This window comes from Komagataeibacter saccharivorans (assembly GCF_003207825.1).
Taxonomy (GTDB): Bacteria; Pseudomonadota; Alphaproteobacteria; order Acetobacterales; family Acetobacteraceae; genus Komagataeibacter; species Komagataeibacter saccharivorans.
Genome location: NZ_NKTY01000017.1, coordinates 1 through 25,817, shown reverse-complemented (window position 1 = coordinate 25,817; position 25,817 = coordinate 1). Strand labels below are relative to the sequence as shown.

Genomic DNA, 25,817 nt, shown 5'->3' with positions numbered 1-25,817 from the left:
CAAGCTATAAATGAAATCATGCCATCCGCTCTCGCCCTTTATGTCCGTTTTGTCCCGTACGACGTGCATCATGCCTGATCTGGCCACCCCATCCCGCCCCGGCCTGCTGACCCGTGTGCTGCTGGGGGGAATGAAGTGGCTGTCTTCCCGCAGGCCGGAAGCGCCCCATACGCTGGAAGACCTGCGCCGCAAGCTGGATCGCCCATGTTTTCCCATGGCGCTGTCCTCGCTACAGGTGCGGCGCGTGATGGATTGCCACGTGCCGGGGCGTGATCGCCTGCTGCCCGCCCGGTTATACGTGCCTTATGGCCGGGTGCATGGCGTGGTGTTGTTCATGCATGGTGGGGGGTATGTGCATTGCGGGCTCAATTCCCACCATGGGATCTGCTGCAGGCTGGCGCGGCAGTCAGGTGCCGCGGTTCTGTCGCTATCCTACAGCCTGGCGCCGGAAAACCGTTTTCCCCATGCGGTGGATGACTGCTGGGCTGCGCTGCGGTGGCTGGCGGGGGAAGCCCATCGCTGGGGCGGTCCCATTGCGGTGGCGGGCGACAGCGCCGGGGGCACACTGGCGGCGGTGCTGAGCCAGATGGCGCGGGATGCGGGTGGTCCCGAACTGGTCATGCAACTGCTTTATTATCCGTCCCTGTTTGGGGAACGTGATGTCCCTTCGCGGCAGGCCTATGCGCATGGCTACGTTCTGTCGACGCGGCTTATGGAATGGTACGCGGAGCAGTATATCCGCACGCCCGATGACCTGCGTGATCCAAAACTGGCGCCGATTTTTGCTCCGTCACTCGCGGGGTTGCCGCCTGCGACCATCGCGCTGGCGCAGTGCGATCCGCTGCATGATGAAGGAACGGGATACGCAGCGGAAATGCGGCGGGCCGGAAGCCATGCCGAAACCCGGACATGGCGGGGAACGGTACATGGCTTCCTGAACTTCTATTCATTCCTGCCTGCCGGACGCGAGGCCATCCGCTATGGGGCACGCGCGCTGCGGCGTGCCCTGCGTGATAAAGATGTGCCTAACGGGGCAGGGGATGGAACATCCCCGGCGACTGCCAGTCCGTCTGGGCGGTCTGGTTAAGGCGGTCGATCTGGATGGTGAACAGGTGCGGCAGGGTATTCCGGTCGCCGGGGCACTTGCCTGAATGTTTTTCCAGAACCTCCAGACGTGTGGCGTCTGGCGGGTCGTTGCCATTGATGACGAACAGCAGGCAGTCCTTGGCGTCCGATGTCATGCCGTTATGGGTGACGATGGTGCGGAAATGTTCGACCACGGCGGTATTGTCGAACCAGCTTGTGCGTGAAAACGTCAGCTTGTCCGCAGCCTGATCCAGCCAGCCCATCCGGCCGACCAGAAAAACCAGCGCGGCCATGGGCACGATCATCATGACCCGGCGCAGGATGCGCTGTTTCAGGCTGAGGGGCGCGCGCCTGCGGGTCAGGCGCGGCGGGGTGGCCTGTGTTGTATCATTCATGTGGGATTATTTTTTCATGTCCTCGTGCCACAGATGCCCTGACTGCGACAGCAGGTTGCGGGCACCTTCCGGTCCCCATGTGCCTGCGGCATAGGGTTCGAGCGGGGCCTTGCGTTCCTTCCATCCCTGCAGGATGGGATCGATCCAGCGCCATGCGGCGGCCACTTCATCGCGGCGGATGAACAGGATCGGGTCGCCGCGCACCACGTCCAGCAGCAGGCGTTCATACGCGTCGGGGTAGCGGATGTTGAAGGCTTTCTCGAACTCGACATTGATGTCCGCGTCACGCAGGGTCAGGCTGTCGGTCGGTGTCGGGTCCTTGGTGGATACGCACAGCATCACGCCTTCATCGGGCTGAATGCGGATGATCAGGCGGTTGGGTTCGGGCCGGTTGGAGAAAATGGACCACGGGGCCGACTTGAACTGGATCACGATCTCGCTGCACTTTTCCGCCATGCGCTTGCCCGAGCGCAGGTAGAACGGCACGTTGCCCCACCGCCATGTCAGGATTTCCGCCTTGAGGGCAACGAAGGTTTCGGTCTCGCTGGTCACGCCTTCGCCAAGGTCTTCCAGATAACTGCCAACGGTCTTGTCCCCGATGGTGCCGCGGGCGTACTGCCCGCGTGAGGTATAGATGGCCACGTCATCGGCGGAAATGGGCTTGAGTGCGCGCAGCACCTTGAGCTTCTCGTTACGCACCGCATCGGCTTCCAGCGATACGGGCGGGTCCATCGCCACAAGGCACAGCACCTGCAGCAGGTGGTTCTGGATCATGTCGCGCAGCGCGCCGGAGCGGTCGTAATACGCGCCACGCCCTTCCACGCCCACGGTCTCGGCGGCGGTGATCTGCACATAGTCGATTGCATCGCACGACCACAGGCGTTCAAACACCGGATTGGCGAAGCGCAGCGCAATCAGGTTCTGGACCGTTTCCTTGCCCAGATAATGGTCGATACGGAAAATATGATTTTCGGGGAAATGACGGCCAACGCTGTCATTGATCGCTTCCGCACTGGCGAGGTCGGTGCCGATGGGTTTTTCCAGTACCACACGCGACTGCGCGGTAATCAGGTCTTCGCGGCTGAGGTTTTCACATATCTGGCCATACAGCGCGGGCGATGTCGCCAGATAATACACCCGGATACGGGATGTCGAGGCATCACCGAACAGCGTCTTCAGCGCGGGCCAGTCACTGTCGGCTTCCGCCCCGTTGAGGCTGACATAATACACCATGTTCAGGAAACGCTGCACCGTTGCATCATCCAGCGCATCGGGCTTGACGTGTTCACCCAGCGCCGCCTGGGCGCGCTGCTGGTATTCCGCCCGCGAAAGGGGGGAACGCGCAGTGCCGATAATGCGGGAATCTTCCGGAATCTGCCCATCGCGGTAACGGTGGTAAAGCGCAGGCAGCAGCTTGCGCATGGTCAGATCTCCGGTCCCGCCGAAAACGATGTAGTCAAAGGTATCAACGGGGGGAAGATGTGCCATGGAAGTCGGCCTCCTGCCTGATCTCTGGTATCGTGCATGCCATGCGGACGCATGCGGCATGAATGGGTATGACGCGAAAGCGGCCTGTTGCTGCCGTCCGATTACGGCCCGCTTCTTCGCGCTGTCAAGTTGGCATTGACCATCGGACAGCGGCGCGATAATCCCGCCGTTCCACCCCGTCGCCTAGTGACATTAATTTCATATGTGCCGGCGGGCGCGGAACGGCACAATCACGATATCTGGAGACACCTGCCATGAATGCTGACAATTTCGAGGCGGACGACAAGCCTGCCGCGGTCGGCGGTATCGCAGCCGACCGCCTGCGCAGCATTATCGAACGCGTTGAGCGCCTTGAAGAAGAGCGCAAGGCGCTTGCAGGCGACATCAAGGATATTTTTACCGAGGCGAAGTCCGCCGGGTTTGATGTAAAGGTGATCCGCCAGATCATCCGCCTGCGCAAGCAGGAACCCGCGGAAGTGGAGGAGCAGGAAACCCTGCTTGACATCTACCGCCGCGCGCTTGGCATGTAATGGTCTGGCGGCGCGGGCAACGGGCCTGTGCCGCCGGGTAACTTCAGTTCAGGGCGCATGATACATGCTGTCGTCCCTTTTCCCGCAATGGATGCCGCCATGGGCGCAGGCCGCGCTGCTGGTGGGCGGTATGCTGTTCGCTCTGGTATGGCTGCTGGTGCCCTTCGCGGTATTTGGCGTGAAGGGACGGCTGGATAATCTGGCCGTGCAGCTTGACGACCTTCAGGCCCAGTTGCGTGTCATGGCGATGGGACTGAACAGCGCGCCGCCTGCCGCGGGCGAGACGTTGCCCGATATGCTCGATCCACGTCCGTCCATGCAGGCATCTCCCGCGCCATCCGTGCCCGTATGGGAGCCCGAAACGCCACGGGGCGGACCCGTTCCTGTCACGCCTGACCGTGACGGTGCGGAAGAAGAGCGTGACATACCTGCCTATGAACGCCGCGCGGCCCGTGTTCAGCCACAGCCCCCGGCCGCCACGCCACAGCGTCAGGTTCAACCCGACCCCGTGCGCACCCGCCAGTATGGTGAGGTGGAAAGAGATGACTGGTCACCGCAGCCCCCCCGTCCCGCGCGGCCCTACGTTCCCCGTCCACCTGAAGCCGAACTCCCGGCAGGAGGGCAGGACAACAGGCGCGGGGATCATGGTCCCAGCCTGTCGGAATGGAGCCGTAACGGACGGGCTGAATCCGGGCCTGTGGCTACGAATCGGCCGGTGCGTGCTTCCGTCTGGCCACCAGAACGCAGGCTGCGCACGGAACCAACCCTGCGCTGGCCGCCCCGGGCCGACTAGCTCGGGCGGAACCTAGCAGTTGGGTGTGTTTTCGGTTTTTGCAAACAGCACCAGATCGTCCCGGTGGATCAGTTCATCCGTGCCCTGCCAGCCCAGCAGAGCCTCGATCCGTTCAGATTGATGTCCCGCGATCCTGCGGGCTTCATCCGCCGCGTAAGCCGCAAGGCCACAGGCAATCTTCTGGCCCTGCCGGTCCAGCACCGCAATCAGGTCGCCCCGGTCGAAATCGCCCGTTACTTCGGTCACGCCTGCGGGCAGGAGTGACGATCCCATTATCAGGGCCTGCACGGCGCCATCATCAATCACGGCGTGACCCGCCGGGGTCAGGCTGCCTGCAATCCAGTTCTTGCGGGCGGAACGGGCATCGGGGGCGGGCAGGAACCATGTGCAGCGCGCGCCATCACGCAGGCGCGCAAGCGGATGCAGGCCCTGACCGCGGGCGATTGCCATGGCGCAGCCTGCCTGTGTGGCGATGCGCGCCGCCATGAGCTTTGTGCGCATGCCGCCCGATGAATAGCCCGGCGGTGGTGCGCCCCCCATGGCTTCGATACTGTCAGTCAGGGCTGCTACGACCGGCAGATGACGGGCATCGGGATTATTGCGCGGATCGGCGGTATAAAGCCCGTCAATGTCGGATAGCAGGACAAGCTGGTCTGCGTTGATCATTTCCGCCACGCGCGCGCCAAGGCGGTCATTGTCGCCAAAGCGGATTTCCGTCGTGGCGATGGCGTCATTTTCGTTGATGATCGGCACGCAGCCCAGCGCCAGAAGCGTGTTGAGCGAGGCCCGGGCATTGAGATACCGGTTGCGGTGTTCGGTATCATCAGGGGTAAGCAGAAGTTGCGCCGCCGTCAGTTCATGGCGCGACAGGGCATCGGTCCATGCCTGCGCCAGCCGGATCTGGCCGACCGAAGCCGCGGCCTGCTTTTCTTCCAGCCGCAGCACCGGGCGTGTCAGCCCCAGTTGATGGCGCGCCAGTGCGATTGCGCCGGAAGACACGACCACGACTTCAGTACCCTGTGCGCGCAGGCTGGCGATGTCGTGGGCAACGCTGTCCAGCCATGCCTGCCGGGGGGCGGCTTCGGCCGGGTCGACAATCAGCGCGCTGCCAATCTTGACGACAACGCGCCGTGCGGTGCGCAGGGCGGGCAGGGGGGTATCCGTCATGTGGCGGGGATCTCCCCCTTTTCCTGCTCGGCCTTTTCAGCACGGTTGCGGGTTACGTAATCCTGCAACTGGCGCAGCACCGTATCCACATTCATATGCGCGACGGATGACATGCACATCACCGTCTGTCCGCTTGCCTGTTCAAGGGCCGTGCGGCGCTCGTCGATTTCCTCGGGCAGGAGGGCATCGATCTTGTTCAGGACAATGATTTCCGGCTTTTCCGCCAGACCGCCACCATATTCGGACAGTTCATGGCGGATGGTGCGCCAGGATTCGACGACGTCTTCCGCCGTGCCGTCGATCAGATGCAGCAGCACCGCGCAGCGTTCGACATGGCCAAGAAAACGGTCACCCAGCCCGCTGCCTTCATGCGCGCCTTCGATCAGGCCGGGAATATCCGCAATGACGAATTCTTCCGTAACCGACAGCCGCACCACACCAAGCTGCGGATGCAGGGTGGTGAAGGGGTAATCAGCGATCTTTGGCCGTGCCGCCGATACGGTGGACAGGAAGGTGGATTTACCTGCATTGGGCAGGCCAACCAGCCCGACATCGGCGATCAGTTTCAGACGCAGCCAGACCCAGCGTTCCTCACCCGGCCAGCCCTTGTCCGCCCGGCGCGGGGCGCGGTTGGTGCTGGTCTTGTAATGGGCATTGCCGCGTCCGCCATCCCCGCCACGGCACAGCAGCAGGCGCATGCCCGCCGCGTCGAGATCGCCCAGCATGGTTTCGCGGTCTTCATCGAAAATCTGGGTGCCGATCGGCACCTTGATGACAACCGTTTCCGCCGCGGCCCCCGTCCGGTCGGAGCCCGCGCCATTGCCGCCCTTGCGGGCGCGGAAATGCTGGGTGTAGCGAAAATCGATCAGGGTGTTCAGGTTATCGACCGCTTCGAAGATGATATCCCCGCCGCGCCCGCCATTGCCCCCGTCCGGACCGCCAAATTCGATATATTTCTCACGGCGGAAGGCGACGACACCGTCACCGCCATCGCCGGATTTTACATAGATTTTGGCCTGGTCAAGAAACTTCATTGCCTGCGATCCGGTAGGGGCCTGAATGCGCGCCCCGTATGCATGCATGATACCAGAGAATGCTGCCCGGCATCATACGAAAAAGGGGGGCGGCCAGAATGACCGCCCCCCTCAATTCGGGAAAACCCGTAGTGATAAGGCGCGTGCCTTATTCGGCTGCCAGCGGCAGGGCCTGCACGGAAACATGCACGCGGCCTTCTGCACGGCGCTCGAACTTCACCTGTCCGTCAACCAGCGAAAACAGGGTGTGGTCGCGGCCAACGCCAACGTTCACGCCCGGCTTCATCTTCGTGCCGCGCTGGCGGACAATGATGTTGCCAGCGATGACGCTTTCGCCACCAAACTTCTTGACGCCAAGACGACGTCCGGCGCTATCGCGTCCGTTACGGGACGAACCGCCTGCCTTTTTTTGTGCCATTGCCTGAACTCCTTAAAACTGAAATCTCTGATCAAACCTGCCCGGCCTGTATGACTGGGCGGGGATCAGGCGGCGTTGATCGCGGAAATGCGCACCACGGTCACCGGCTGGCGGTGGCCATTCTTGCGGCGGCTGTTCTGCCGGCGGCGCTTCTTGAAGATGATGATCTTCGCCAGACGGTCCTGTGCGATCACGGTTGCGGTGACGGTGGCGCCTGCCACGGTCGGTGCGCCGATGGTCGTGCCACCTTCGCCGCCAACGGCCAGGACCTGGTCGAACGTGATGGTGGCGCCGGCTTCGGCTTCCAGCTTTTCAACCTTCAGGACGGCATCCTTGGAAACACGGTACTGCTTCCCGCCGGTACGGATAACTGCAAACATTCTCTATCTATCTTTCCGATCTCTTGGCGTGTGCGGCACCGGTTCAGGGGTGCAGGCGACACGGCCCAGTCGCTTTTTTATATTGGCCGCAATTGCAGCGGCTCCCCCGTCCGCGCGGGGTGAATGCGGGCTTTTACTGGGTGGCGGGGCGCAGGTCAATATTTTTTATGGTACGTGGAACAGGGCAAAAAAGACCCCTTGCGCCCGTTACATCTGCCCCCTATAAGCCGCTGCATCACCGCGTGCAGTTGGAGAGGTGCCGGAGCGGTCGAACGGGGCGGTCTCGAAAACCGTTGTGCGTGCAAGCGTACCGTGGGTTCGAATCCCACCCTCTCCGCCACTGCATCGCGTGTGATGTTTCCCTAAATCGCTGTTTCGCTGTCGCGGTCATGAACCAGCCGTCCGCCTGCATAGGTTGCGCGGATGCTGCGGTCATCGCCCAGCATCATGAGTGTGAACAGCAGGTCTGCCGTGCTGTCGCACATTTCCGCGCGCAGCGTCTGTATGGGCGTCGCACGCGGGTCAAGAATGCACAGATCCGCATCCATGCCCGCCGCTACCATGCCAATGCGGTCATCCAGATGCAGCGCATGCGCACCGCCTGCCGTCGCCAGCCAGAACGCCTGTACCGGGTGCAGCCGGTTTCCGCCCAGGCGTGCGACCTTGTAGGCTTCGTTCATGGTCTGCAGGTGCGACAGGCTGGTGCCAGCTCCCACATCGCTGCCCAGTCCCGTGCGTACCGGGCGGCGGGGATCGGTTACATCATGCAGCCGGAAAAGGCCGCTGCCCAGAAACAGGTTGGATGTGGGGCAGTGCGCCAGCGCGCAGCCACTTTCATGGCAGCGGCATAAATCGTGTTCATCCACATAGATACCGTGGCCCATCACGCTGCGCGGACGGACCAGACCGGCGCGGTCATACACATCCAGATAGGAACGGCTGTCAGGGAACAGTTCTGATACCCACGCCACCTCCGCCTTGTTTTCGGCAAGGTGGGTCTGCATGAACAGGGTATCGTCGCGCTGAAGAAGGGCGCCCGCCAGTTCAAGCTGTTCCGGCGTGCTGGTGGGGGCGAAGCGGGGGGTTACGGCATAATGCTGCCGGTCGCGTCCGTGCCAGCGTTCGATCAGGCGCAGGGATTCATCATATCCCTGCTGGGCCGTGTCGCGCAGGTAGTCAGGGGCGTTGCGGTCCATCAGTACCTTGCCCGCGATCATCAGCGTGCCGAGACGGGTCGATTCCGTAAAGAACGCATCAACTGATTGCGGATGAACCGTGCAGTAGACGGCAGCCGTCGTCGTGCCGCAGGTCAGCAGGCCGCGCAGGAATTTGCGTGCGATCGTGGCGGCATACGCACCATCGGAGAAGTGACGTTCGGTGGGGAAGGTGTAGCGTTCAAGCCATTCCAGCAACTGTTCGCCATAGGCCGCGATCATGGGCAGTTGCGGATAGTGGACATGGGTATCCACGAAACCGGCGGAAATCAGGCAGCCCCGGTAATCCGTAACCTGCATGCCCGGCGGCAGGTGGGCAATCGTTTCATCATGGGCGCCAGCATGCGTGATGCGTCCGTCCTGTACCAGAACCAGCCCGTCGGGTTCGTCCAGCAGGGCGTCTTCGGGCGACATGAGGAAGGGATTGCCGCGAAACGTGACAATATGACCGCGCAGGGCGGCATTGGCGGGGGCAGGGGTCATGATTGGCTCCGTCTCCCGCCATATGTGTCATGACAGGGCGTTATGATGCGTCATTGGCACGATAGGGCTGGGAGGCATCCAGAAAGGCTGCGTTTGCGCCCAGTTCATAGGAAATGACCAGCAGATAGGCAATGGCGCGTGTAATCTCGATACGCGATGTAATATTGCCTTCCCCGGCTTCCAGTCGGCGCAGGCTACGTGTGGCCCCGCGCGCCACGCGCGCCGTGCGGCCAAAGCGCCCGTAGCGCCCGCTGAACTGGGACATGCGGGTCAGGAACAGTTCGATGGCCCGGTCGGCGGCAGGGGGAAGCTGCCCGCGTTCCTGCACGGTGCGCAGGCGTATGATGTTCAGCCCGATGGTCATGGCCGACAGCGTGCCCTGCAGATAGGCTTCGATGGTGGGGGTCGGGGCCGGTCCCGCATGGCGGATCAGGCGCGAGAAACGGTCCGTGTTGCGCCCGATCCACGACTGGGTGCGCGGCATGGGGTGGGCCGATGCAAGATGGCGCAGGTCATGCAGCGTGCGGTTACGCATGCGCCAGCGTTCTTCATCATTATTGAAGGGCAGTACCGCACGGAAGATCAGCACGGCAAAGCCGATGCTGCACAGCAGCGCGAAGGATGCGTTGAAATAGGCGATTTCGTTCAGTCGGGTCTGATTGCCCGGCCCCACCAGATTGGGCAGGAACAGGCAGTAGGATGCGGCAGCGCCCGCCGTGGCCGGATTGCGTGCGGCCAGGCCGCCGGCAATCATGGGCAGGGCGAGGACCGCGGCCAGCATTTCGAATTCCGCCGGGCGGGGCAGGAACAGCAGCACCAGAAAGCCCGACACCAGCACGGCCCAGCACGCGCCGCGCAGGAAGTTCATGGTGCCGACCACCGGGTTTTCACGTGTGGCGAACAGTCCGCATGTCACCGCCACCATTGTGATGAACCCGACGCCATTGGGCCATGCCGTGACTTCCCATATCAGGGCGGCGACGCCAATCGCCACGGCGGCGCGGACACCGTTATAGGCAGCTTCCTTGAAGTCACGATGCGCTTCGATGCGGAAATGGAAATGATCGCCGCGGATTTCGTGCTGGCTGGCATCGAACTCCCGTATCGCCTGTTCCAGTTCGCCCAGCAGTTCGTCCAGTGCGTTATGCAGGATGCGGCAGTTCAGCAGGTCATCCACATCGGTCGTCTCGATGCTTTGGGCTGCGCTGATCTCGTGTGTCAGTGCATCAATGATGCGCTGGCGGCACACGCCGCGCAGATCCTGCAGGTCGTGCAGTATGTGGGGAATTTCGCTGTCGTTTTCCAGCCGCGCCGGAACCCCCAGCAGGAAGGTGCGCGTGAGCAGCGAGCTTTCGGTAAACTGTTCATTGGTGGTGCCCAGCGCCCGGATGCGCGCCATCATGCCCAGCCCGCGCGACAGCAGGACCGACACGGATGCGAGAGCCGCGCGGGCATGGTCCCCTTCGTGCCCGTGCGGTCCCATTTCGACTTCGCTGAACTCGATCTGGTCATTGATGGCCAGAATGGTGCCGAACAGCGCGCGCGAGCGGATGAACGCCGCGTCATCCCCCGCCAGCAGGTTGGCGACGGCATCGGTCGCGCTGCTCAGCGCCATCTGGATTTTCTGGCGCATGTTCTTGCGCGCGGCCCCGGCAAGGTTATGGGCGAACAGGACCGCAACCAGTGTCTCGCACGCGATTCCCAGCACGATATAGGTCGTGCGCGACATGGTTATCATGAAGATGTTGTCAGGCTGGCGCGTGGCGGCCAGCGCAATGATGGCGCAGGTATACCCCGACAGCACCAGTGCGTAGGACCGGAAATTGCGCACCAGTGTCGCGCACATGCAGCACAGGCCGATCCAGATGCTGATGGCGGGAAAGAACAGCCATGGCGCCTGCGGAAACGAGCAGACCAGTACAACCGCGCTTATGGCCCCGATGGCGGTCCCGACCAGACGCCACCGCGCCTTGGACAGGCTTTCCCCGCGCGACCCCTGTGCCACGATCCATACGGTCATGGCCGCCCATGGCGGGTCGTCCAGTTCCATCCACATGGCAATGGTCAGGGCCATCAGCGCCGCTACCGTGGTGCGGATGGCAAAGGCAAGGGCTTCAGGTGTGGGGGCGTAAAGCCATTTCAGGCCACTCATCCGTGCGTAGCCGGGGGCGCGGAGGGTGGGGAAATATTTTCCGCTGAAAACACGGGTCAGGAACGGGGGCAGAAAATTGAGGTCTGCAGGCACGATATACGGCTTCCGGCGACATGGGGGCGTGTCAATCCATAACGCATCTTGGCATCACGTAATGGTGTCGCGAGCGCATATCTGGCATCGGCTTTCCTCGTGGCGGCATTATGACGCTGCGGGCTGGAGATGGGTGGCCGCCAGACGCAGGTCATCAACAAAGCGCGCATATTCCCGCGCACGGCTGGCTTCATCGGGAATGCGGAGCAGATAGGAAGGGTGCACGGTTACGATGCCGGTCGTTCCGTCCTCCAGCGAAATGGGGCGGGAGCGTTCGCGACCAATTGTAACGGCGCGCCCCAGCAGGGCGGATGCCGCCGTGGCTCCAAGCATGACCAGAACGTGCGGGCGGATGATCCGCCGCTCCGCCGCCAGCCATGGCGCGCAGGCCACCATTTCTTCCCGCCCTGCCTTTTCATGGATGCGACGGGTGCCACGGGGGCGGAATTTGAAGTGCTTGACCGTATTGGTCACGTAGGCGTCATCACGCGCGATTGCGGCTTCGTGCAGGGCGCGGTCAAACAGTTGCCCGGCCGGACCGACGAAGGGACGGCCTGCAATATCCTCCCTGTCGCCCGGCTGCTCGCCCACGAACATCATGCGGGCATCCGTCCGGCCTTCCCCGAACACCGTCTGGGTGGCGTGGCGGGCCATGGGGCATATCAGGCAGGTTTTTGCCGCCAGCGCCACGGCGCGTAGCGAAGTTATCCGGCCAATATCCAGATCCGTTACCAGCGGCAGGGCCGGGGGCGGCAGGCTTGCAAAGGTTATGGGGACGGTGTTGTCCACTGGTCCCGCCATAAGGTTTTTGCCCGTCCAGCGCAGTTCGCGCCCCGGCAGGGCAAGCCGCCACGGCGCAAGCGATAGCTGATAGGTGATGAAACGGGCATTGCTTTCGGGAACATGGGTTTGTGTATCCAGCGTGCCATGCCATTGCGGGCTGTCGCCTTCATGGCGCATGGTGCTGAACAGGTTCTGGCGTAAAAGCCGGGTTTCCGCCCGGACGGTTTCCGCTGCTTCCTCCATCCGGGCCAGCGCGTCGGCGCTGAGTGTCGTGTCTGTGGCAAGGGCGTGGATCAGGGCGTAGGCCAGGGCGAAGCGGTCTGGCAGCATGGACTGGATGACATCGGCGGCCAGTCGCAGCGTGTCGCGGGAAATTTTGAAGGTCCGGGTGTTTTGTGCGTCTGCGGCGTGCGAGGCTGAATCGGGTGGACCGTCCGCTTCGTCCGATGCGATGCGCCACGTTATCGCATCGGGCTGGACATTGTGGCTGATCAGCATGCGGGTGGCGGTGCGCCACTGCGCGAAATCAGCCGGATGCGCCAGGGTGACGACGGATTGTGGCATGGGGCAGGAGGTCCGGCAGTGAAGAACGCGTGGCGTGCGTGCCTGTATCAGACAAGGCCCATCGCCTGTGCGCTGCGCGACATCATATAGAATGCCACAATGAAAATCAGATAGGCAAAAATCATGCGCAGCCGCTGCGGCCGGTCGCCCAGATGTCGCGCCAGCATGGTTCCGCCCATGCTGCCGACAATGCCGCCTGCCACCAGAATGCCGACCATGGGCATATCAACCATGCCCGCGGCGGCATATGTAATTGCCGTGGTCATGCCAAAGGCGCACACCGCCACCAGAGAGGTGCCGATGGCATTGATCATCGGCATGGCGGTAGCAGCCAGCAGGGCAGGTACGATCAGGAAACCGCCACCAATGCCAAAAAAGCCTGAACAGAACCCGGTCAGCCCCCCGTAGACGATGACCGGAAGCGCGGATGTCCGTTCCGGTCTGCATGGTGTCGGGCCGGTGTCGTGGTTTCCCCGCAGCATTAGGGCGCCCACCACCAGCATGATAAGCGCGAACAGGAAAAGCAGGTGCTGCCCGTTGATGATCCTGCCGCAGCTTGCCCCGACGAGTGCGCCCACGATGCCGCAACAGGTGAACAGGGTGGCGCATTTCCACCGTACGCAGCCTGATCGTGCGTGGCTGGCCAGACTGCACAGCGCATTGATGGTCACGGCAAGGGCGCTGGTGCCAATGGCCCGGTGCGGATCGGAAATTCCCACCACGTAAAGCAGTAACGGCACGGCAAGGATCGAGCCGCCGCCCCCGACCAGCCCCAGCGTAAAACCGATCATGCCGCCGCTGCACAGGCCTGGCAGGATTTGCCACAGATCAGGCATGGGGCGAGACGGCTTTGAAGGTGGGGTGTGTCATGTGTGACTCTGTCCCGGCGGATGAGGGGAATGATGATTGTTTATCTATTTAATATATTATGTATCTATTTTGGCAAGGCGTGTTCCGGGCGCTGAATGGTCGGGGATGGTGTTGTGAGGGCGGTGGATATGGTACCATCGCGGCGGAAAGTGGCTGAGGGGAAAGCATATGATCAATCTGCCCAGAACGCGTGACGTGGCGGAGAATCTGGCGCAGCGCCTGCGTCTGTTAGGGCAGCCGCAGCGGCTGATGGTGCTGGCCTGCCTGCTGGATGGTGAGAAAAGTGTCGGTCAGATCGAAATTGAAACCGGCATCGGTCAGCCCACCCTCAGCCAGCAGCTTGCGGAACTCCGCCGGGCTGAAATCGTTGTAACACGCAAGGAAGCGCGACAGGTTATCTACAGCATTAAGGATAGTATGGAGGAAATGCGCATTCGCCTGATCTGCTCTGCCTGCGATCCGGATTTTGGCATGGATCAGCTCAGCGCCCTGCTGGGTGAACAGGCAGGGGCCATGCCCGCTTCTCATGCAGGGCAGGATGCGGCGGCGGCCTGTTTTGCGCGAATATGCGTGGACGCCTGACATCTGTACCAGACTGCAGGGCGGTCGCAGGTATGTTTATGTGAACCCCGATGAAGGCCCGGCGATTTTGTGATGAGTAATGGGAGGAATTACCATCCCAGATTGCAGCATCAGGCCAATGCTCCCTTATATCCGGCTATTGGCAACCGGAGGTAGAAAAGAATTTGTAAGAAAATGAGCGGTTTTTTTACAAAAACAAACATTTCAAAATGGCATTACCATCAATATTGAGGGTTTCAGGGCAATGAAATCGTCCCATTTTCGTGCATGGATATACTGTGAAAATGTGCCCGCGTTGTGCCTGTTTGAGTAATGGTGTATCGTTTTAGACGAATGGTTCGCCAATATGGTGCGACTGTTATTTACTGAGAGAAACGCGGAATAACGTATGTCTGATACCGAGCAGGATTTTTCATGTCTGGAACTGACGGCACAGGTCGTGTCGGCACATGTTTCAAATAACAGTGTCGCGGCGACTGATCTTCCGGACCTGATCCGTAACGTCTATCAGGCGCTGGCGACTGTCGGCCGGCCTGTGGAGGAGCCGGAAAAGCTCCAGCCCGCCGTGCCCATCAGGCGGTCGGTGTTCCCGGATTACATCATCTGTCTGGAAGACGGCAAAAAGCTCAAGATGCTCAAGCGTCACCTGCACAGTGCCTATGGCATGACGCCCGAACAGTATCGGGAACGCTGGGGCCTGCCGCCGGAATACCCGATGGTTGCACCCAGTTATGCGGAACGCCGATCCAGCCTTGCGCGTGAAATCGGGCTTGGCCGCAAGATAACGGCAGCGTCCGCAGCGGTCGATGCCGCGGCTGCCAAACCTGCCCGCCGCGGCCGGAAATAAGGGTAGCTGTCGCATCGGTGTCCTGCGCATCTTCGTCGCGCGCAGTATCCATGATAGGTCAGTGTCATGGATACTGACCCCGACATGATCATGCATGCCACATCGCTTCGCCGCCGGTTACTGTTCTGGCGGGGCGGCGCTGTGGCTTTTTTCGTTCTGGCCTGCCTTATCGGATTTTCGCGTTCCTCTGGCAGTAGCTGGACCGGTCGCGCGCCGCATCTGGTTCATCTGAAGCTCGAAGGCATTATCACCGCCGACGAGCATGAGAATATCGAAGCGCTTCAGAAAGCTGCCGATGATGCGACGGTCAAGGGACTGGTTCTGGAAGTAAACAGTCCCGGTGGCGCGGTAACCGGTGGGGAACTGCTGCATGATGCCGTGGCGGCTTTTGCGCGCCGTAAGCCGGTGGTCGTGTCCATGGGGGGTGTCGCGGCGTCCGCAGGTTATATGGTGTCGGTGCCTGCCAATCGTATTTTTGCGAACCGCTCGACCCTGACCGGATCAATCGGTGTCATTTTGCAATCGCCTGATGTGTCGCGCCTGCTGGATCGGGTGGGGGTGCATGTCGATCAGCTTGTTTCCGGTCCGATGAAGGGGCAGCCTTCCGTCGTGCAGCCACTCTCACCCGAAGGGCGGGAGATGTTGCAGGGTGTTATTACGGATCTTTATGGATTTTTTGTCGATGTTGTGGCGCAGGGGCGACATATGCCAGTCGATCGCGTGCGGCAACTGGCTGATGGCCGCCCCTATACCGGGCAGCAGGCGCTTGCGCTGGGACTGGTGGATCAGCTTGGTTCGATGGCGGATGCCCGCGGATGGCTGCTGAAAACCACGCATCTGCCCGATACCGCGCCGGTTACGGATATTGGTCCTGCGGCCACGCGGGTAAAATGGCGGCGCTGGTTCGCGGGGGCGCTGTCGGCGCTGCCGGGGGCAGAATTTTTAATTAAGGAAAGCAGTACGCTTGACGGGGCTGTTGCGATCTGGAAACTTTAATTTCTTGTATAACAAGGGGGAACAGGATGACCAGATCGGAATTGATTGCCGAACTTGCTGCTGCCCGGCCACATCTTCCCATGCGGGAAGTGGAGCGTATTGTTCAGGTCATCTTTGCTGAAATCAGCAATGCCCTGATGCGCGGGGATCGGGTTGAACTGCGCGGTTTTGGCGCCTTCACCATCAAGAAGCGCGATGCACGCACGGGTCGTAACCCGCGCACGGGGGAAACCGTGTCGGTGGATGAAAAGGTGGTGCCGTTTTTCAAGGCAGGCAAGGAACTGCGCGAGCGCGTCAATCACGCCAACGGAAGTGCTGACTGACTAATCTGTTCCGTGCATTGATCGGGAAGGGGCAGGCAGGCACCACGCTGGGTATTTCGCCAGCGTGGTGGAAGGGCCTGTATCAGTGATGGCGGGCGTTGATTTCCGCCAGCAGGAAATCGCGGAATACGGCCACGCGCTTGGACGTGCGCAGCTCTTCCGGGTAGACGAAGTAGGCATCAACGGTCGGTAGCGGCACTTCCGGCAGGATCTTGACCAGATTGGGGTACTGCGATGCTGCGTAAAGCGGGATTGACCCGATGCCGATACCAGCCGCGATTGCGCCCGCCATGGCGGCCAGACTGTTGACTTCCAGACGCGCCTGACGGCGCTCATCGGAAGGAACGCCCGTTTCCGCCAGCCAGTTGATGTGCGGCACTGGCGGATGATAGCCCCCGAACAGGACCAGCTTGTGGGCATTAAGCTCCTCAAGCGTGCGGGGCGTGCCGTGGTCGTTCAGGTATGACTGCGATGCGTAGATGGGCAGCGGGAAGTCGGCCAGATGCCGCTGGATCAGGTCCGGCTGGCGGGGCGGATGCATGCGCACCGCCACATCCGCCTCACGCATGCCCAGATCCAGATCATTATCTTCCAGTATCAGGGTAATCGAAATGTCCGGGTTGGTTTCCATGAACCGGTGCAGGCGTGGCGTCAGCCAGCAGGTGCCGAAACCGGTTGTCGTGGTGACCCGTAACCGCCCGGCCGCCTTTTCCTTGCTTTCGGTAAGCAGGGACTGGGTCATGGCCAGTTTGGAAAAGACTTCCCGCACCGTCTGGTTCAGTGTCTCACCCTGTTCGGTCAGGATAAGGCCCCGGGCATGCCGGTGGAAGAGGGGAACCTGCAATGCCTCTTCCAGGGCGGAAATCTGCCGCGATACCGCAGACTGGCTCAGGTTAAGCACGTCGCCCGCATGGGTGAAGGAACCTGCCTCGGCTACAGCATGAAATATCCGGAGTTTATCCCAGTCCACGCGTTGACTCCGCTTTGCTATCTAATAAGGGCGCGTCAAATGTTATGACACTACTGTGGCTGTGGTGAAGGAAATGTTGATGCAGGTCAAGGACTCTTCCGGAGTCATTACACAATGGCGCCAAGGAAGCGTTCGGCCTCAAGGGCGGCCATGCAGCCCGTGCCCGCGGCGGTCACCGCCTGCCGGAATATCTTGTCCTGCACGTCACCTGCGGCAAATACACCCGGCACTGAGGTGCGTGTGCTACCGGGTGCCGTAACGATGTAACCGTCCGTATCAATCTCCACCACATCACGGAAAATTGTGGTGTTGGGGGCATGGCCAATGGCAACGAACACGCCATCCACGTCGATATGGCGCTCGGCACCGGTCACGATGTCACGCAGTTCGGCCCCCGTGACTACGGGTGGCGTGCCGCTGCCGGTTATGCGTTCGACCACACTGTTCCAGATGACCGATACCTTGGGGTTGGCATGCAGCCGGTCCTGCAGGATGCGTTCCGCACGCAGGCTGTCGCGACGATGGATCAGGGTTACATGATCGGCGTGGTGGGTCAGGTACAGGGCTTCTTCAACTGCTGTATTACCGCCACCGATCACCGCCACGCGCTTGCCACGATAGAAGAAGCCGTCACAGGTGGCGCAGGCGGATACGCCCGAACCCTGGAATTCCTTCTCACCGGGGATGCCTAGCCATTTTGCCTGTGCGCCGGTTGCGATGACGACGCTGCGTGCCTCGTACAATGTACCGGAATCGCCGGTGGCGTAGAAGCGGCCGGTCCCGTCGGTACGGCTGAAGTCACACGATACGATGATGTCATCGATAAGCCGCGTGCCGACATTGCGGGCCTGCTCGGCCATCTGCTCCATCAGTTCCGGCCCCTGTATCCCTTTGCCGAAGCCGGGATAGTTCTCGACGTCGGTGGTGATCATGAGCTGGCCGCCGGGCTGCAGCCCGGCGACGAGAACGGGGGAGAGATTCGCGCGTGCCGCGTAGATGGCGGCGGTATAACCGGCGGGGCCTGCGCCAATGACAAGCATATCGGTAGAACAGGTCTGGGGCATGAGATCAGAATAACCCTATTGTCACAATTTCCTTTGGTATGGTCGTCCACTGGCGTCCGTGCAAGGGTTGGAGTAGGAAGTGTGCCATTATTGCGGCACAGGGGCGCGGCAGGCGCCCGTTTTCGGGAAATGGAACTTTCATGGCGGAGCGGATGGCTGATCTGGATGCGATTGATCGTCGTATTGTGGCCGAACTTCAGCTGGACGGACGTATGACGAATGTGGAGCTTGCCCGGCGCGTGGGCATATCCGCTCCCCCCTGCCTGCGGCGCATGCGCAGGCTTGAGGAAGACCATGTGATCCGTGGCTATCATGCCGATACGGATGCCGCCCGGCTGGGCTGGTCGATCACGCTGTTCGCCCTGATCGGGCTGGACAGCCAGAAGGAGGCGGTCCTGTCCGCCTTTGAAAATCAGGTCTCGGCGTGGCCGGAAGTGCGCGAATGTCACATGATCCGTGGCGGTGGTGACTTCCTCGTCCGGCTCATGGCACGGGACGCCACGCATGAAAACCTGCTGACCCGGCAACTGACGGAAGCGCCGCATGTGGTGCGCGTGCAGACCCTGCAGACCATCCGTACCAGCCTCAACCGGCCGGGCGTGCCTGTGTGACCACCGGGTACAGCCCGCGCCGGTGGCTGTATACGCTTGTCGTGCTGGCGGCCTTACGGCTGGTTGTGGCTGCTGTCCTGCCACTTTCACCTGACGAAGCCTATTACCGGGTGTGGGCGCTTGCGCCCGCGGCGGGGTATCTGGATCATCCCCCCATGGTGGCGGCGTGGATACGGCTGGGCATGCTGCCGGGCGGGGATAATGCCTTTGGCATCAGGCTGATCGGGGTTCTGGCCGGTGCGGGCAGTTCCTTTTTTATATGGCGCGCGGTGCGTGATCTCCTGCCTGATGTAACGCAGTCTGGAGCGTGGCGGGCGTGTATTGCGTTGCAGGCTACCCTTGCCATGGCGATCCAGTCGGTTGTGATCACGCCGGATGGACCACTTGTGTTCTTCATGTCCGTTTTGCTCTGGGCCATGGGGCGCGTTGTGGCGGGGAGCGCACAGCGGTGGTGGCTGGTCGCGGGTGTGGCGGCGGGGCTGGCCTGCGATAGCAAATATACTGCCATACTGCCCCTTGCGGGCATCATTGTGTGGCTGGTGGTGCGTCTGGCCAGACAACCGGAATGGGCGCGCAGGCAGGGGATGGGCCTTGCGGGCGGTATCGCACTGGCCGCGCTGTGCGTGCTGCCTGTGGTGTGGTGGAACGCGGCACATGGATGGGCGAGTTTTGTGCGGCAGGGTGGGCGGACGGTGGACTGGCATCCCGGTCGGGCCGTTCAGTTTGTCAGCGAACTGCTGTTGGGGCAGGTGGGGTTGATGACCCCGGGCATCGCCGCGTTTTTCATCTGGGGGCAGGTCGGACTGGTCCGGCGTGCGCGACAGATGCCCGGCGCTGCCCTGCTGGCCTGTATGGCGTTGCTGCCCGCCTGTGTCTTTATGCAGCATGCCCTTGGTGACCGGGTGCAGGCGAACTGGCCGGTTGTGATCTATCCCGTTCTGGCGGTGGGGTCGGCAGTCGTGGCGTGGCGCTGGTGGCGCTGGGCTGCGGGCGGTGGCCTGCTGATCGGGGCACTTGTCTATTTACAGGCGCTTTTTGCCCCGCTGCCGCTATCCCCGCATACGGATGTCGCCCTGCGGCAGATGGCCGGATGGCGGGAACTGGCTTCACATATTACAGCACAGGTCCCTGCGGGAGAGTTCATCGCGGCCTGCGATTACGGCACGGCTGCGGAACTGGCTGCGGTCATGCCCGGACGGATCGTGGTGGGAATGGAGCCGCGCTGGGCGCTGTTCAACCTGTCTCATGACATATCGGGCAGTGGCGTTATGGTTTGCAACCCACGGCGTTCTTTCAGCCGTGATGATTTTATAGAAGTGGAACCAATGACAAGGCTGGCGCGCGAAAGGCGTGGTCATGTGGCAGAGATGGTCGATCTGTATCGCGTCCGCCTGCGTGATGACCTGTCTGCTACGGAACGGCAGACGATTGCACGCCTGCCTACGCCCGCCGGATAACAGGTCGTAAAGCCTGCCCTGTCAGGGCAGGGCCAGCCTGACCTGATCCAGCAGCGCTTTCATGCGGAAGGGCTTTTCCAGCAGCGGCAACGGCGCATAACCCGCCAGACGGTCCGGATCGCCGCTCATGACGATAATGGGGCAATCCCGCGCGCGTGCGGCGGCGATCAGGGCGTCGGGCTCCCCATCGGGTAGCGTCAGATCCACCAGCGCAAGGCCGAAGGTGCCGGTTTCCATCTGCCGCATGGCATCGGCCACGCTGGGGCTTATGGTGGCGTTGATGCCATGCGTGCCCAGCATCGTGGCGACCAGTTCCGCTATGGTGGCTTCGTCCTCGACAATCAGGGCAGAGGCGGTCTGGGTCATGACAGCAGGCTTTCGGTCTTGTGTTCAGGGATTTTGCCGGGCGTACGGATCTGTGGGGCTACCGGCCATGGGGCGATCCCCCGATCGGACAGGGCCAGCGTGCCCAGTTCCAGCAGGCCGGGACTGAAGGCTGCCGGGTTGGCCCGAACCTGCGCCAGATCAAACCAGCCGACATCACAGGCATCATCCCCTGCCTGAATGGCGCTCCATCCGTTGTCATGGCATTTCACGGCCACGATCAGATAATGAAAACGGATGTGCCCGCTCCCATCCCGATCGATCAGGTCGAAAGCGGTCAGCGTGCCTTCGGCATGGGTCTGAAAGCCGGTTTCCTCACGTAGTTCCCGCGCCGCCGCCTGCAGATATGTTTCGCCATATTCAATGCGCCCGCCCGGAAAGCCCCACAGACCCTGATCGGGCGGATTGCGCCTGCATACAAGCAGCATGCGCCCGTCACGCACGACGATCGACAGGACAGCACCAGCAAGTGTCATGTTATCAGACATATAGGGAATATATAGGATCGCCCGCCCGCATCCATGCCTGTATCGGGCCAGTGTGTTCCCGATTGCGTGATCGGTGGCCCGCGCAGGCGGTGCGGATTAGCGTTTGAGTACGATATGTGCGCGGCACCGTGGGGTGCCGTAGGTGCCGACAATGGTCTTTCCTTCCGGGTGGGCCTCGAACACCATGGGGAAGGGCGCGCCGGAAGGCTGCTGGACCAGTGCTTCCGCATGGTAATGGGCATTGCCCTTTTCCGGCACGCCACGCAGCACGATTGATCCGTCAGACGGGGTGAAAGTGATGCGCTTCGTGCCCACCTGAAAGGTGGAGGTATCGCGTGTCTCGTCACATGTCCCCTGATCCGTGACCAGCCTGCCCGTCCACAGCCCGGTCGGGTCATGCAGCGCATCGGCTGTGGCGGCGGAGGAAAGAAAGCCTGCGAAGCAGATAATCGCCAGCAGGAAAACGGGACGTGCGGTCATGGGGCAACCATATGATTCGGTTCGGGAACCGGCAGGGACAGCAGGACTGAAAGACTGCCTGCCTGAGCGCCCATAGTGTGCTATCTGGATCGGAAAGGCCATCCCAGCCTTGCAATATGTCACCCGCTCATGCTGGAAGCCTAGTTTATCGATAATGCCGCGACCGAAAGACACATGATGAACGACACCGTGAATACAGCCACCCCTCCGGCAGGGCTTGATGAGGCCCTGCACGAAGACCGTATTCTGATCCTGGATTTTGGCAGTCAGGTTACACAGCTTATTGCCCGGCGCGTGCGTGAAAGCGGCGTGTATTGCGAGATCTGGCCGTATTCCAGCACGGCGGAGCGGATTCGCGCTTTCGCACCCAAGGGGATCATCCTGTCCGGCAGCCCGGCCAGCGTTCTGGACGAGGGCGCGCCCACCATTCCTGACGTGGTGTTCGCCCTGAACGTACCGGTGCTGGGTATATGTTATGGCCAGCAGGCGCTGTGCCGCCAGCTTGGTGGCACGGTGGAGACATCCGAACACCGCGAATTCGGTCGCGCGCATATCGATATCATCAAGGACTGTGCCCTGTTCCGCGGAACCTGGGCGCGCGGTGGTCGTGAGCAGGTGTGGATGAGCCATGGCGACCGCGTGACCAAGCTGCCGCCGGGTTTCCAGGCCGTTGCGGTCAGCGAAGGCGCGCCGTTCGCCATCATCGCCGATGAAGGCCGCCGTATGTATGGCGTGCAGTTCCATCCGGAGGTCGTGCACACGCCCCATGGCGCGGCCCTGCTGCGCAATTTCACGCATGATGTGGCGGGCTGCCGTGGCACATGGACCATGGCGGGTTTCCGGGACATGGAAATTGCCCGTATCCGCCAGCAGGTGGGCAAGGGTCGTGTGATCTGCGGTCTTTCGGGCGGGGTTGATTCCTCCGTCGCGGCCGTGCTGATCCATCAGGCCATCGGCGACCAGTTGACGTGTATCTTCGTTGACCCCGGCATCCTGCGCGCAGGAGAAGCAGATGAAGTCATCCGCACGTTCCGCGACCGCTTCAACATCCATCTGATCCACCGTGATGCGTCCGACCTGTTCCTGAATGCGCTGGAAGGGGTGAGTGACCCCGAAATCAAGCGCAAGACGATTGGTCGCCTGTTTATCGAAGTGTTCGAGGAAGAAGCCGCGAAACTTGGCGGTGCCGATTTCCTGGCGCAGGGCACGCTGTATCCGGATGTGATCGAGAGTGTCAGCTTTACCGGCGGCCCATCCGTTACCATCAAGTCGCACCACAATGTGGGTGGCCTGCCAGACCGGATGAAAATGCAGCTTGTCGAACCGTTGCGTGAACTGTTCAAGGACGAAGTGCGCGAACTCGGCCGTGAGATGGACATTCCCGAAGCCATTGTAGGGCGGCATCCGTTCCCCGGTCCGGGGCTGGCCATTCGTATCCCCGGTGCGATCACGCGTGAAAAGCTGGCCCTGCTGCGTCGTGTTGACTCGATCTTCCTTGAGGAAATCCGCACGGCTGGACTGTACGACGCCATCTGGCAGGCATTCGCGGTCCTGCTGCCCGTACGCACGGTGGGCGTTATGGGCGACGGACGCACCTATGATTACGCCTGCGCCCTGCGCGCGGTTACCAGCACCGATGGCATGACGGCGGATATCTATCCCTTCGACATGTCCTTCCTGAACCGCGTGGCCGGGCGTATTGTCAACGAAGTCCGTGGCGTGAACCGCGTAACCTATGACATCACATCCAAACCGCCGGGAACGATTGAGTGGGAGTGAGGAAAAGCTGTTTTCAATAAATAACGCGTCTATATTATAAATATATTTCATTTTTATTATCCTTCAGGATTCGTGGCCGTTTAGGTATGTGTCCTGGAGGATTTTTTTATGGTCAGGTCCGATAAAGAGTTCTGATTCCCCGTTCTGGTAATACAGTTTCTATTTTATATTACTGTTCGGGTCGGCATGAGGAAGGAGATTAAGTGAGGTCTCCCAAAACGGGATGTTGGCCCATTGTGCGAGGGTTTGCAGGCGTTTCCTGAGCAGGCGGTTATTGAAGCGCCACTCACATTCAGCAAGGAAGAGATGAAAGTCTTTTCGTGGTATTCCATTGTATTGACGTAAGTGATGCTTCGCTTGGTCCCAGAAGCCCTCGATGTCGTTGATATGGTTTCGCCCTTGCTGAAGCGCTTGGCGTGGCTGATCCTTTCATGAAGGAACCCAGAGACATCAATCGTTCGATAGGGGTGCCACACGTCTGAATAAACGATTGAATCTGGACGTATTTTCTTTCGAATGAGCGACATGGGCTTCCCGCTTCCCGCTTCCCGCGTCGGGGATCATCACGGCATGGACGTGACCACCGGGCTTGAGAAGCCCGAAGACGGCGACTTTTCCGGCGACGCTCCGGGGTTCTTTTGTCTTTACGGTATCCGCCGAATAGCTCTCGTCGACTTCGATCTTTTCTTCAGGAGCATTATGTCCGGCAATGATTTCCCAACGCTTGCGGTAGAACAAGGTCGCTGTATTGCGATTGACGCCGATGATCTCCGCAGCACTGCGCGCGGACGTGCCTGCAACGAAATACTCCAGAAAACATTTTTGGGCGGCAAGTACCAACCGGATGCGGCGACGTGCTGTCATACGACATATCAAGCTTTTATTGGCTTGCTTATGCCAACCATATTTATTGAATCCTATAATATAATATCATAATTCTGTATAGAAAATAGAAGATAGCTGTCGCATATAAGTAGATAGAAGAAAATAAAGTATGGAGACAGCGTTCATATATATTACGGTACGACCTCAGTTTTGAAGTGTCTCAAACGGGCTTTCGATCCTATGTCGCTGTCCATGATAGCAACGAAGTTTGGAGTGGGCGTGCAATTCCGGATGGACTGTATGAACAGATAAAATGTAGGTCTCATTTCATTTCGGGACAGTCTCTGTGGTTTTGATATTGGCATTCTGTAGTGGCTGTGGGGTGGGGTTAGAAGAAGTGGCGGCCGACTTTGTTGTTCCCCCTAACGTCTGCTGCATTTCCTGCCGGATATGGTTGCATTTTTTGGTAAAAGTACTGGCCTGTGCCGCAGTCATGAAATTGATTATAAAAGCGCCAACCAGAGAGCAGAAGGATAGGGCAATAATAACCTGTCCGGTTACTGTGATTGTTGCATCATAATATTCTGCCGAATACCATAATAGAAAAAGGCTGATCGCGGCCCCGATGAAGCCCAGTATTCCGGTATAATGAATGAGGGTATCTTCTTCATTGCTGAATGAGGAAGATTCCTGCCATAATAAATACAGTTTCTCATTCATTTCCTCAACCTGACAGTCATGTTCAAGCTGCTGGGCATTGATTAGCTTTGCTGGGGCCGTGCGGTACATGGCAAGTTCCTGCTGCGCCTTGCTAAAGATGCGCCTACGCTCCTTGATGGCAGGCAGACTGATATCCACAAAGCTGAGAATGGCTACGTTCAGGCCCGCCGATAACTGCACGACGGCCTGAAAATCTCCCCATGTCTGGCTCACCCGATTTCCCCAATGCTCTCACATAGACGTGAATATATTACATTACGGAAAGGCAAAGCAGCAGAGCGCAAAATCGTTAGGCAGGATTGCATCCTTCATCTGGGCTGCTTTAGGGCTCTTTTACCATCAGGGGGAAGGTAAGCGGTGCAGCGAGGCTTCGTTATCCAGCACGTTATTCTTGGCATAAATAATTGTAATTTAAAGTGAATTTTCGAACGGAAAGAATAACGATGGATGCCGAAACTGTGGCAGTTCCCCATATGAAGGAGAATAAAAATAGGTTTTCATGGAAACCGGTCTCTGGAAGGGAGGGGAGTAATATTATGATCTTCAGAAGATTACGTCTTCCTGATCTCAAAAAAACATCGCGACTGAACGTCGCTTTATAGCCTGTTCTTGCGGCAGGACATGAATGATGTGGTTCCCAACCGATCAGACCGGGGTTCCATTGTCATAAAGGCTATTCAGTTAAGCAGATATATGAAAATAAAAAGAAAAGCGTATTCTGTATCCTATAAAATATAGTGCGTCGGCGTGTCATAAATCCTTCATAAAACTGTATTGGAAACATAACACACAGAATTGTGCGCCCATTCTAAATGAACCCATCCTTCATTACGGAATGGTT

At 60.2% G+C, this 25,817-nt stretch carries 26 protein-coding genes, 1 tRNA gene and 1 pseudogene; 11 read left to right on the top strand and 17 right to left on the bottom strand.

Translation table 11 applies throughout. The features are described 5' to 3' along the window. Positions 1 to 70 precede the first annotated feature (70 nt). Positions 71 to 1,087: an alpha/beta hydrolase gene (locus CFR79_RS10480; RefSeq protein ID WP_110547899.1), complete on the top strand. Its 1,017-nt coding sequence runs from the start codon at positions 71 to 73 to the stop codon at positions 1,085 to 1,087. Here CFR79_RS10480 and CFR79_RS10475 read toward each other — a convergent pair. Together CFR79_RS10475 and zwf are read right to left on the bottom strand one after the other, a co-directional pair. Then, entirely contained in the window at positions 1,026 to 1,481 is a 456-nt protein-coding gene (locus CFR79_RS10475) for a hypothetical protein (protein WP_110547876.1), read from the bottom strand. The genes CFR79_RS10480 and CFR79_RS10475 overlap by 62 nt on opposite strands. A 6-nt stretch (positions 1,482 to 1,487) precedes the next feature. Beyond that, on the bottom strand, positions 1,488 to 2,969 hold the full coding sequence (gene zwf / locus CFR79_RS10470; protein WP_110547875.1) for a glucose-6-phosphate dehydrogenase: 1,482 nt from the start codon (positions 2,967 to 2,969) through the stop codon (positions 1,488 to 1,490). 254 nt (positions 2,970 to 3,223) lie between these two features. Here zwf and CFR79_RS10465 point away from each other — a divergent pair, with 254 nt between their 5' ends. Together CFR79_RS10465 and CFR79_RS10460 are read left to right on the top strand one after the other, a co-directional pair. Beyond that, a complete protein-coding gene (locus CFR79_RS10465; protein WP_102323378.1) occupies positions 3,224 to 3,499 on the top strand; it encodes a DUF2312 domain-containing protein in 276 nt (91 codons plus the stop codon). 64 nt (positions 3,500 to 3,563) lie between these two features. Next, positions 3,564 to 4,292, top strand: coding sequence for a hypothetical protein (locus tag CFR79_RS10460; RefSeq protein ID WP_110547874.1), 729 nt, complete (start codon positions 3,564 to 3,566; stop codon positions 4,290 to 4,292). 12 nt (positions 4,293 to 4,304) lie between these two features. On the opposite strand, the gene proB is transcribed toward CFR79_RS10460, so the two are convergent. The 4 genes from proB to rplU all read right to left on the bottom strand — a co-directional run bounded on the left by proB (position 4,305) and on the right by rplU (position 7,291). Continuing rightward, positions 4,305 to 5,459 carry a glutamate 5-kinase gene (gene proB, locus CFR79_RS10455; protein WP_110547873.1) on the bottom strand — a complete coding sequence of 385 codons (1,155 nt, stop codon included), beginning with the start codon at positions 5,457 to 5,459 and terminating at the stop codon, positions 4,305 to 4,307. Further along, positions 5,456 to 6,493 (bottom strand): GTPase ObgE, encoded by a 1,038-nt coding sequence (gene obgE, locus CFR79_RS10450; RefSeq protein ID WP_110547872.1) that lies wholly within the window; start codon positions 6,491 to 6,493, stop codon positions 5,456 to 5,458. Before obgE ends, proB begins: the two co-directional genes overlap by 4 nt. Positions 6,494 to 6,641: 148 nt before the next feature. After that, positions 6,642 to 6,911 (bottom strand): 50S ribosomal protein L27, encoded by a 270-nt coding sequence (gene rpmA / locus CFR79_RS10445; RefSeq protein ID WP_102323382.1) that lies wholly within the window; start codon positions 6,909 to 6,911, stop codon positions 6,642 to 6,644. A 65-nt stretch (positions 6,912 to 6,976) separates the two neighbouring features. Next, complete coding sequence (gene rplU / locus CFR79_RS10440) at positions 6,977 to 7,291, bottom strand: 50S ribosomal protein L21 (protein WP_102323383.1); 315 nt, start codon at positions 7,289 to 7,291, stop codon at positions 6,977 to 6,979. A 250-nt stretch (positions 7,292 to 7,541) separates the two neighbouring features. Here rplU and CFR79_RS10435 point away from each other — a divergent pair. After that, positions 7,542 to 7,631 (top strand) — tRNA-Ser (locus CFR79_RS10435). A 22-nt stretch (positions 7,632 to 7,653) separates the two neighbouring features. On the opposite strand, the gene guaD is transcribed toward CFR79_RS10435, so the two are convergent. The 4 genes from guaD to CFR79_RS10415 all read right to left on the bottom strand — a co-directional run bounded on the left by guaD (position 7,654) and on the right by CFR79_RS10415 (position 13,416). Continuing rightward, positions 7,654 to 8,988: a guanine deaminase gene (guaD, locus tag CFR79_RS10430; protein ID WP_110547871.1), complete on the bottom strand. Its 1,335-nt coding sequence runs from the start codon at positions 8,986 to 8,988 to the stop codon at positions 7,654 to 7,656. A gap of 40 nt (positions 8,989 to 9,028) precedes the next feature. Beyond that, positions 9,029 to 11,233, bottom strand: a complete 2,205-nt coding sequence (locus tag CFR79_RS10425; RefSeq protein ID WP_102323385.1) for an FUSC family protein — start codon at positions 11,231 to 11,233, stop codon at positions 9,029 to 9,031. A 108-nt stretch (positions 11,234 to 11,341) separates the two neighbouring features. Continuing rightward, complete coding sequence (locus CFR79_RS10420; protein WP_110547870.1) at positions 11,342 to 12,580, bottom strand: UdgX family uracil-DNA binding protein; 1,239 nt, start codon at positions 12,578 to 12,580, stop codon at positions 11,342 to 11,344. A gap of 47 nt (positions 12,581 to 12,627) precedes the next feature. After that, complete coding sequence (locus CFR79_RS10415) at positions 12,628 to 13,416, bottom strand: sulfite exporter TauE/SafE family protein (protein ID WP_110547869.1); 789 nt, start codon at positions 13,414 to 13,416, stop codon at positions 12,628 to 12,630. A 202-nt stretch (positions 13,417 to 13,618) separates the two neighbouring features. On the opposite strand from CFR79_RS10415, the gene CFR79_RS10410 reads away from it, so the two are divergent. The 4 genes from CFR79_RS10410 (at position 13,619) to ihfB (ending at position 16,198) form a co-directional block, all read left to right on the top strand. Further along, the gene (locus CFR79_RS10410; protein ID WP_110547868.1) at positions 13,619 to 14,032 is read left to right on the top strand and encodes an ArsR/SmtB family transcription factor; all 414 of its coding nucleotides are present in this window, start codon (positions 13,619 to 13,621) and stop codon (positions 14,030 to 14,032) included. Between the two features lie 388 nt (positions 14,033 to 14,420). Next, the gene (locus CFR79_RS10405; RefSeq protein ID WP_110547867.1) at positions 14,421 to 14,879 is read left to right on the top strand and encodes a MucR family transcriptional regulator; all 459 of its coding nucleotides are present in this window, start codon (positions 14,421 to 14,423) and stop codon (positions 14,877 to 14,879) included. A 66-nt stretch (positions 14,880 to 14,945) separates the two neighbouring features. Further along, a complete protein-coding gene (gene sppA / locus CFR79_RS10400; RefSeq protein ID WP_110547866.1) occupies positions 14,946 to 15,875 on the top strand; it encodes a signal peptide peptidase SppA in 930 nt (309 codons plus the stop codon). Between the two features lie 26 nt (positions 15,876 to 15,901). Continuing rightward, complete coding sequence (gene ihfB, locus CFR79_RS10395; protein ID WP_102323391.1) at positions 15,902 to 16,198, top strand: integration host factor subunit beta; 297 nt, start codon at positions 15,902 to 15,904, stop codon at positions 16,196 to 16,198. A gap of 82 nt (positions 16,199 to 16,280) precedes the next feature. Here ihfB and CFR79_RS10390 read toward each other — a convergent pair whose 3' ends face one another. Then, positions 16,281 to 17,168: a LysR family transcriptional regulator gene (locus CFR79_RS10390; RefSeq protein ID WP_102323392.1), complete on the bottom strand. Its 888-nt coding sequence runs from the start codon at positions 17,166 to 17,168 to the stop codon at positions 16,281 to 16,283. A gap of 107 nt (positions 17,169 to 17,275) precedes the next feature. Beyond that, positions 17,276 to 18,232, bottom strand: a complete 957-nt coding sequence (gene trxB / locus CFR79_RS10385) for a thioredoxin-disulfide reductase (RefSeq protein WP_110547865.1) — start codon at positions 18,230 to 18,232, stop codon at positions 17,276 to 17,278. A gap of 140 nt (positions 18,233 to 18,372) precedes the next feature. Here trxB and CFR79_RS10380 point away from each other — a divergent pair, with 140 nt between their 5' ends. Together CFR79_RS10380 and CFR79_RS10375 are read left to right on the top strand one after the other, a co-directional pair. Beyond that, positions 18,373 to 18,843: an Lrp/AsnC family transcriptional regulator gene (locus CFR79_RS10380; RefSeq protein WP_102323394.1), complete on the top strand. Its 471-nt coding sequence runs from the start codon at positions 18,373 to 18,375 to the stop codon at positions 18,841 to 18,843. Further along, positions 18,840 to 20,300 (top strand): ArnT family glycosyltransferase, encoded by a 1,461-nt coding sequence (locus tag CFR79_RS10375; protein ID WP_110547864.1) that lies wholly within the window; start codon positions 18,840 to 18,842, stop codon positions 20,298 to 20,300. Before CFR79_RS10380 ends, CFR79_RS10375 begins: the two co-directional genes overlap by 4 nt. A 21-nt stretch (positions 20,301 to 20,321) precedes the next feature. Here the strand turns inward: CFR79_RS10375 and CFR79_RS10370 are convergent, their stop codons facing one another. The 3 genes from CFR79_RS10370 to CFR79_RS10360 form a co-directional block, all read right to left on the bottom strand. Beyond that, entirely contained in the window at positions 20,322 to 20,666 is a 345-nt protein-coding gene (locus CFR79_RS10370; protein WP_102323396.1) for a response regulator, read from the bottom strand. After that, a complete protein-coding gene (locus CFR79_RS10365; protein ID WP_110547863.1) occupies positions 20,663 to 21,172 on the bottom strand; it encodes an NUDIX hydrolase in 510 nt (169 codons plus the stop codon). Before CFR79_RS10365 ends, CFR79_RS10370 begins: the two co-directional genes overlap by 4 nt. A 96-nt stretch (positions 21,173 to 21,268) precedes the next feature. Continuing rightward, positions 21,269 to 21,652, bottom strand: a complete 384-nt coding sequence (locus tag CFR79_RS10360; RefSeq protein ID WP_102323398.1) for a hypothetical protein — start codon at positions 21,650 to 21,652, stop codon at positions 21,269 to 21,271. Positions 21,653 to 21,829: 177 nt separating this feature from the next. Here CFR79_RS10360 and guaA point away from each other — a divergent pair, with 177 nt between their 5' ends. Continuing rightward, entirely contained in the window at positions 21,830 to 23,431 is a 1,602-nt protein-coding gene (guaA, locus tag CFR79_RS10355) for a glutamine-hydrolyzing GMP synthase (protein WP_132306124.1), read from the top strand. Positions 23,432 to 23,590: 159 nt separating this feature from the next. On the opposite strand, the pseudogene CFR79_RS10350 reads toward guaA, so the two are convergent. Together CFR79_RS10350 and CFR79_RS10345 are read right to left on the bottom strand one after the other, a co-directional pair. Further along, positions 23,591 to 24,295: pseudogene (locus tag CFR79_RS10350) on the bottom strand (IS1595 family transposase). Positions 24,296 to 24,583: 288 nt separating this feature from the next. After that, positions 24,584 to 25,189, bottom strand: a complete 606-nt coding sequence (locus CFR79_RS10345) for a hypothetical protein (protein ID WP_257997494.1) — start codon at positions 25,187 to 25,189, stop codon at positions 24,584 to 24,586. Between the last annotated feature and the right edge of the window lie 628 nt (positions 25,190 to 25,817).

Excerpts from the sequence above, each read along its gene's own strand:
- CFR79_RS10370 (WP_102323396.1), bottom strand. The coding sequence starts at position 20,666 with ATGACCCAGACCGCCTCTGCCCTGATTGTCGAGGACGAAGCCACCATA.
- proB (WP_110547873.1), bottom strand. The coding sequence starts at position 5,459 with ATGACGGATACCCCCCTGCCCGCCCTGCGCACCGCACGGCGCGTTGTC.
- zwf (WP_110547875.1), bottom strand. The coding sequence starts at position 2,969 with ATGGCACATCTTCCCCCCGTTGATACCTTTGACTACATCGTTTTCGGC.
- CFR79_RS10480 (WP_110547899.1), top strand. The coding sequence starts at position 71 with ATGCCTGATCTGGCCACCCCATCCCGCCCCGGCCTGCTGACCCGTGTG.
- guaD (WP_110547871.1), bottom strand. The coding sequence starts at position 8,988 with ATGACCCCTGCCCCCGCCAATGCCGCCCTGCGCGGTCATATTGTCACG.
- guaA (WP_132306124.1), top strand. The coding sequence starts at position 21,830 with ATGAACGACACCGTGAATACAGCCACCCCTCCGGCAGGGCTTGATGAG.
- CFR79_RS10475 (WP_110547876.1), bottom strand. The coding sequence starts at position 1,481 with ATGAATGATACAACACAGGCCACCCCGCCGCGCCTGACCCGCAGGCGC.
- rplU (WP_102323383.1), bottom strand. The coding sequence starts at position 7,291 with ATGTTTGCAGTTATCCGTACCGGCGGGAAGCAGTACCGTGTTTCCAAG.
- obgE (WP_110547872.1), bottom strand. The coding sequence starts at position 6,493 with ATGAAGTTTCTTGACCAGGCCAAAATCTATGTAAAATCCGGCGATGGC.
- CFR79_RS10380 (WP_102323394.1), top strand. The coding sequence starts at position 18,373 with ATGGCGGAGCGGATGGCTGATCTGGATGCGATTGATCGTCGTATTGTG.
- rpmA (WP_102323382.1), bottom strand. The coding sequence starts at position 6,911 with ATGGCACAAAAAAAGGCAGGCGGTTCGTCCCGTAACGGACGCGATAGC.
- ihfB (WP_102323391.1), top strand. The coding sequence starts at position 15,902 with ATGACCAGATCGGAATTGATTGCCGAACTTGCTGCTGCCCGGCCACAT.
- CFR79_RS10465 (WP_102323378.1), top strand. The coding sequence starts at position 3,224 with ATGAATGCTGACAATTTCGAGGCGGACGACAAGCCTGCCGCGGTCGGC.
- CFR79_RS10360 (WP_102323398.1), bottom strand. The coding sequence starts at position 21,652 with ATGACCGCACGTCCCGTTTTCCTGCTGGCGATTATCTGCTTCGCAGGC.
- CFR79_RS10460 (WP_110547874.1), top strand. The coding sequence starts at position 3,564 with ATGCTGTCGTCCCTTTTCCCGCAATGGATGCCGCCATGGGCGCAGGCC.
- CFR79_RS10365 (WP_110547863.1), bottom strand. The coding sequence starts at position 21,172 with ATGTCTGATAACATGACACTTGCTGGTGCTGTCCTGTCGATCGTCGTG.
- CFR79_RS10420 (WP_110547870.1), bottom strand. The coding sequence starts at position 12,580 with ATGCCACAATCCGTCGTCACCCTGGCGCATCCGGCTGATTTCGCGCAG.
- trxB (WP_110547865.1), bottom strand. The coding sequence starts at position 18,232 with ATGCCCCAGACCTGTTCTACCGATATGCTTGTCATTGGCGCAGGCCCC.
- sppA (WP_110547866.1), top strand. The coding sequence starts at position 14,946 with ATGGATACTGACCCCGACATGATCATGCATGCCACATCGCTTCGCCGC.
- CFR79_RS10410 (WP_110547868.1), top strand. The coding sequence starts at position 13,619 with ATGATCAATCTGCCCAGAACGCGTGACGTGGCGGAGAATCTGGCGCAG.
- CFR79_RS10405 (WP_110547867.1), top strand. The coding sequence starts at position 14,421 with ATGTCTGATACCGAGCAGGATTTTTCATGTCTGGAACTGACGGCACAG.
- CFR79_RS10415 (WP_110547869.1), bottom strand. The coding sequence starts at position 13,416 with ATGCCTGATCTGTGGCAAATCCTGCCAGGCCTGTGCAGCGGCGGCATG.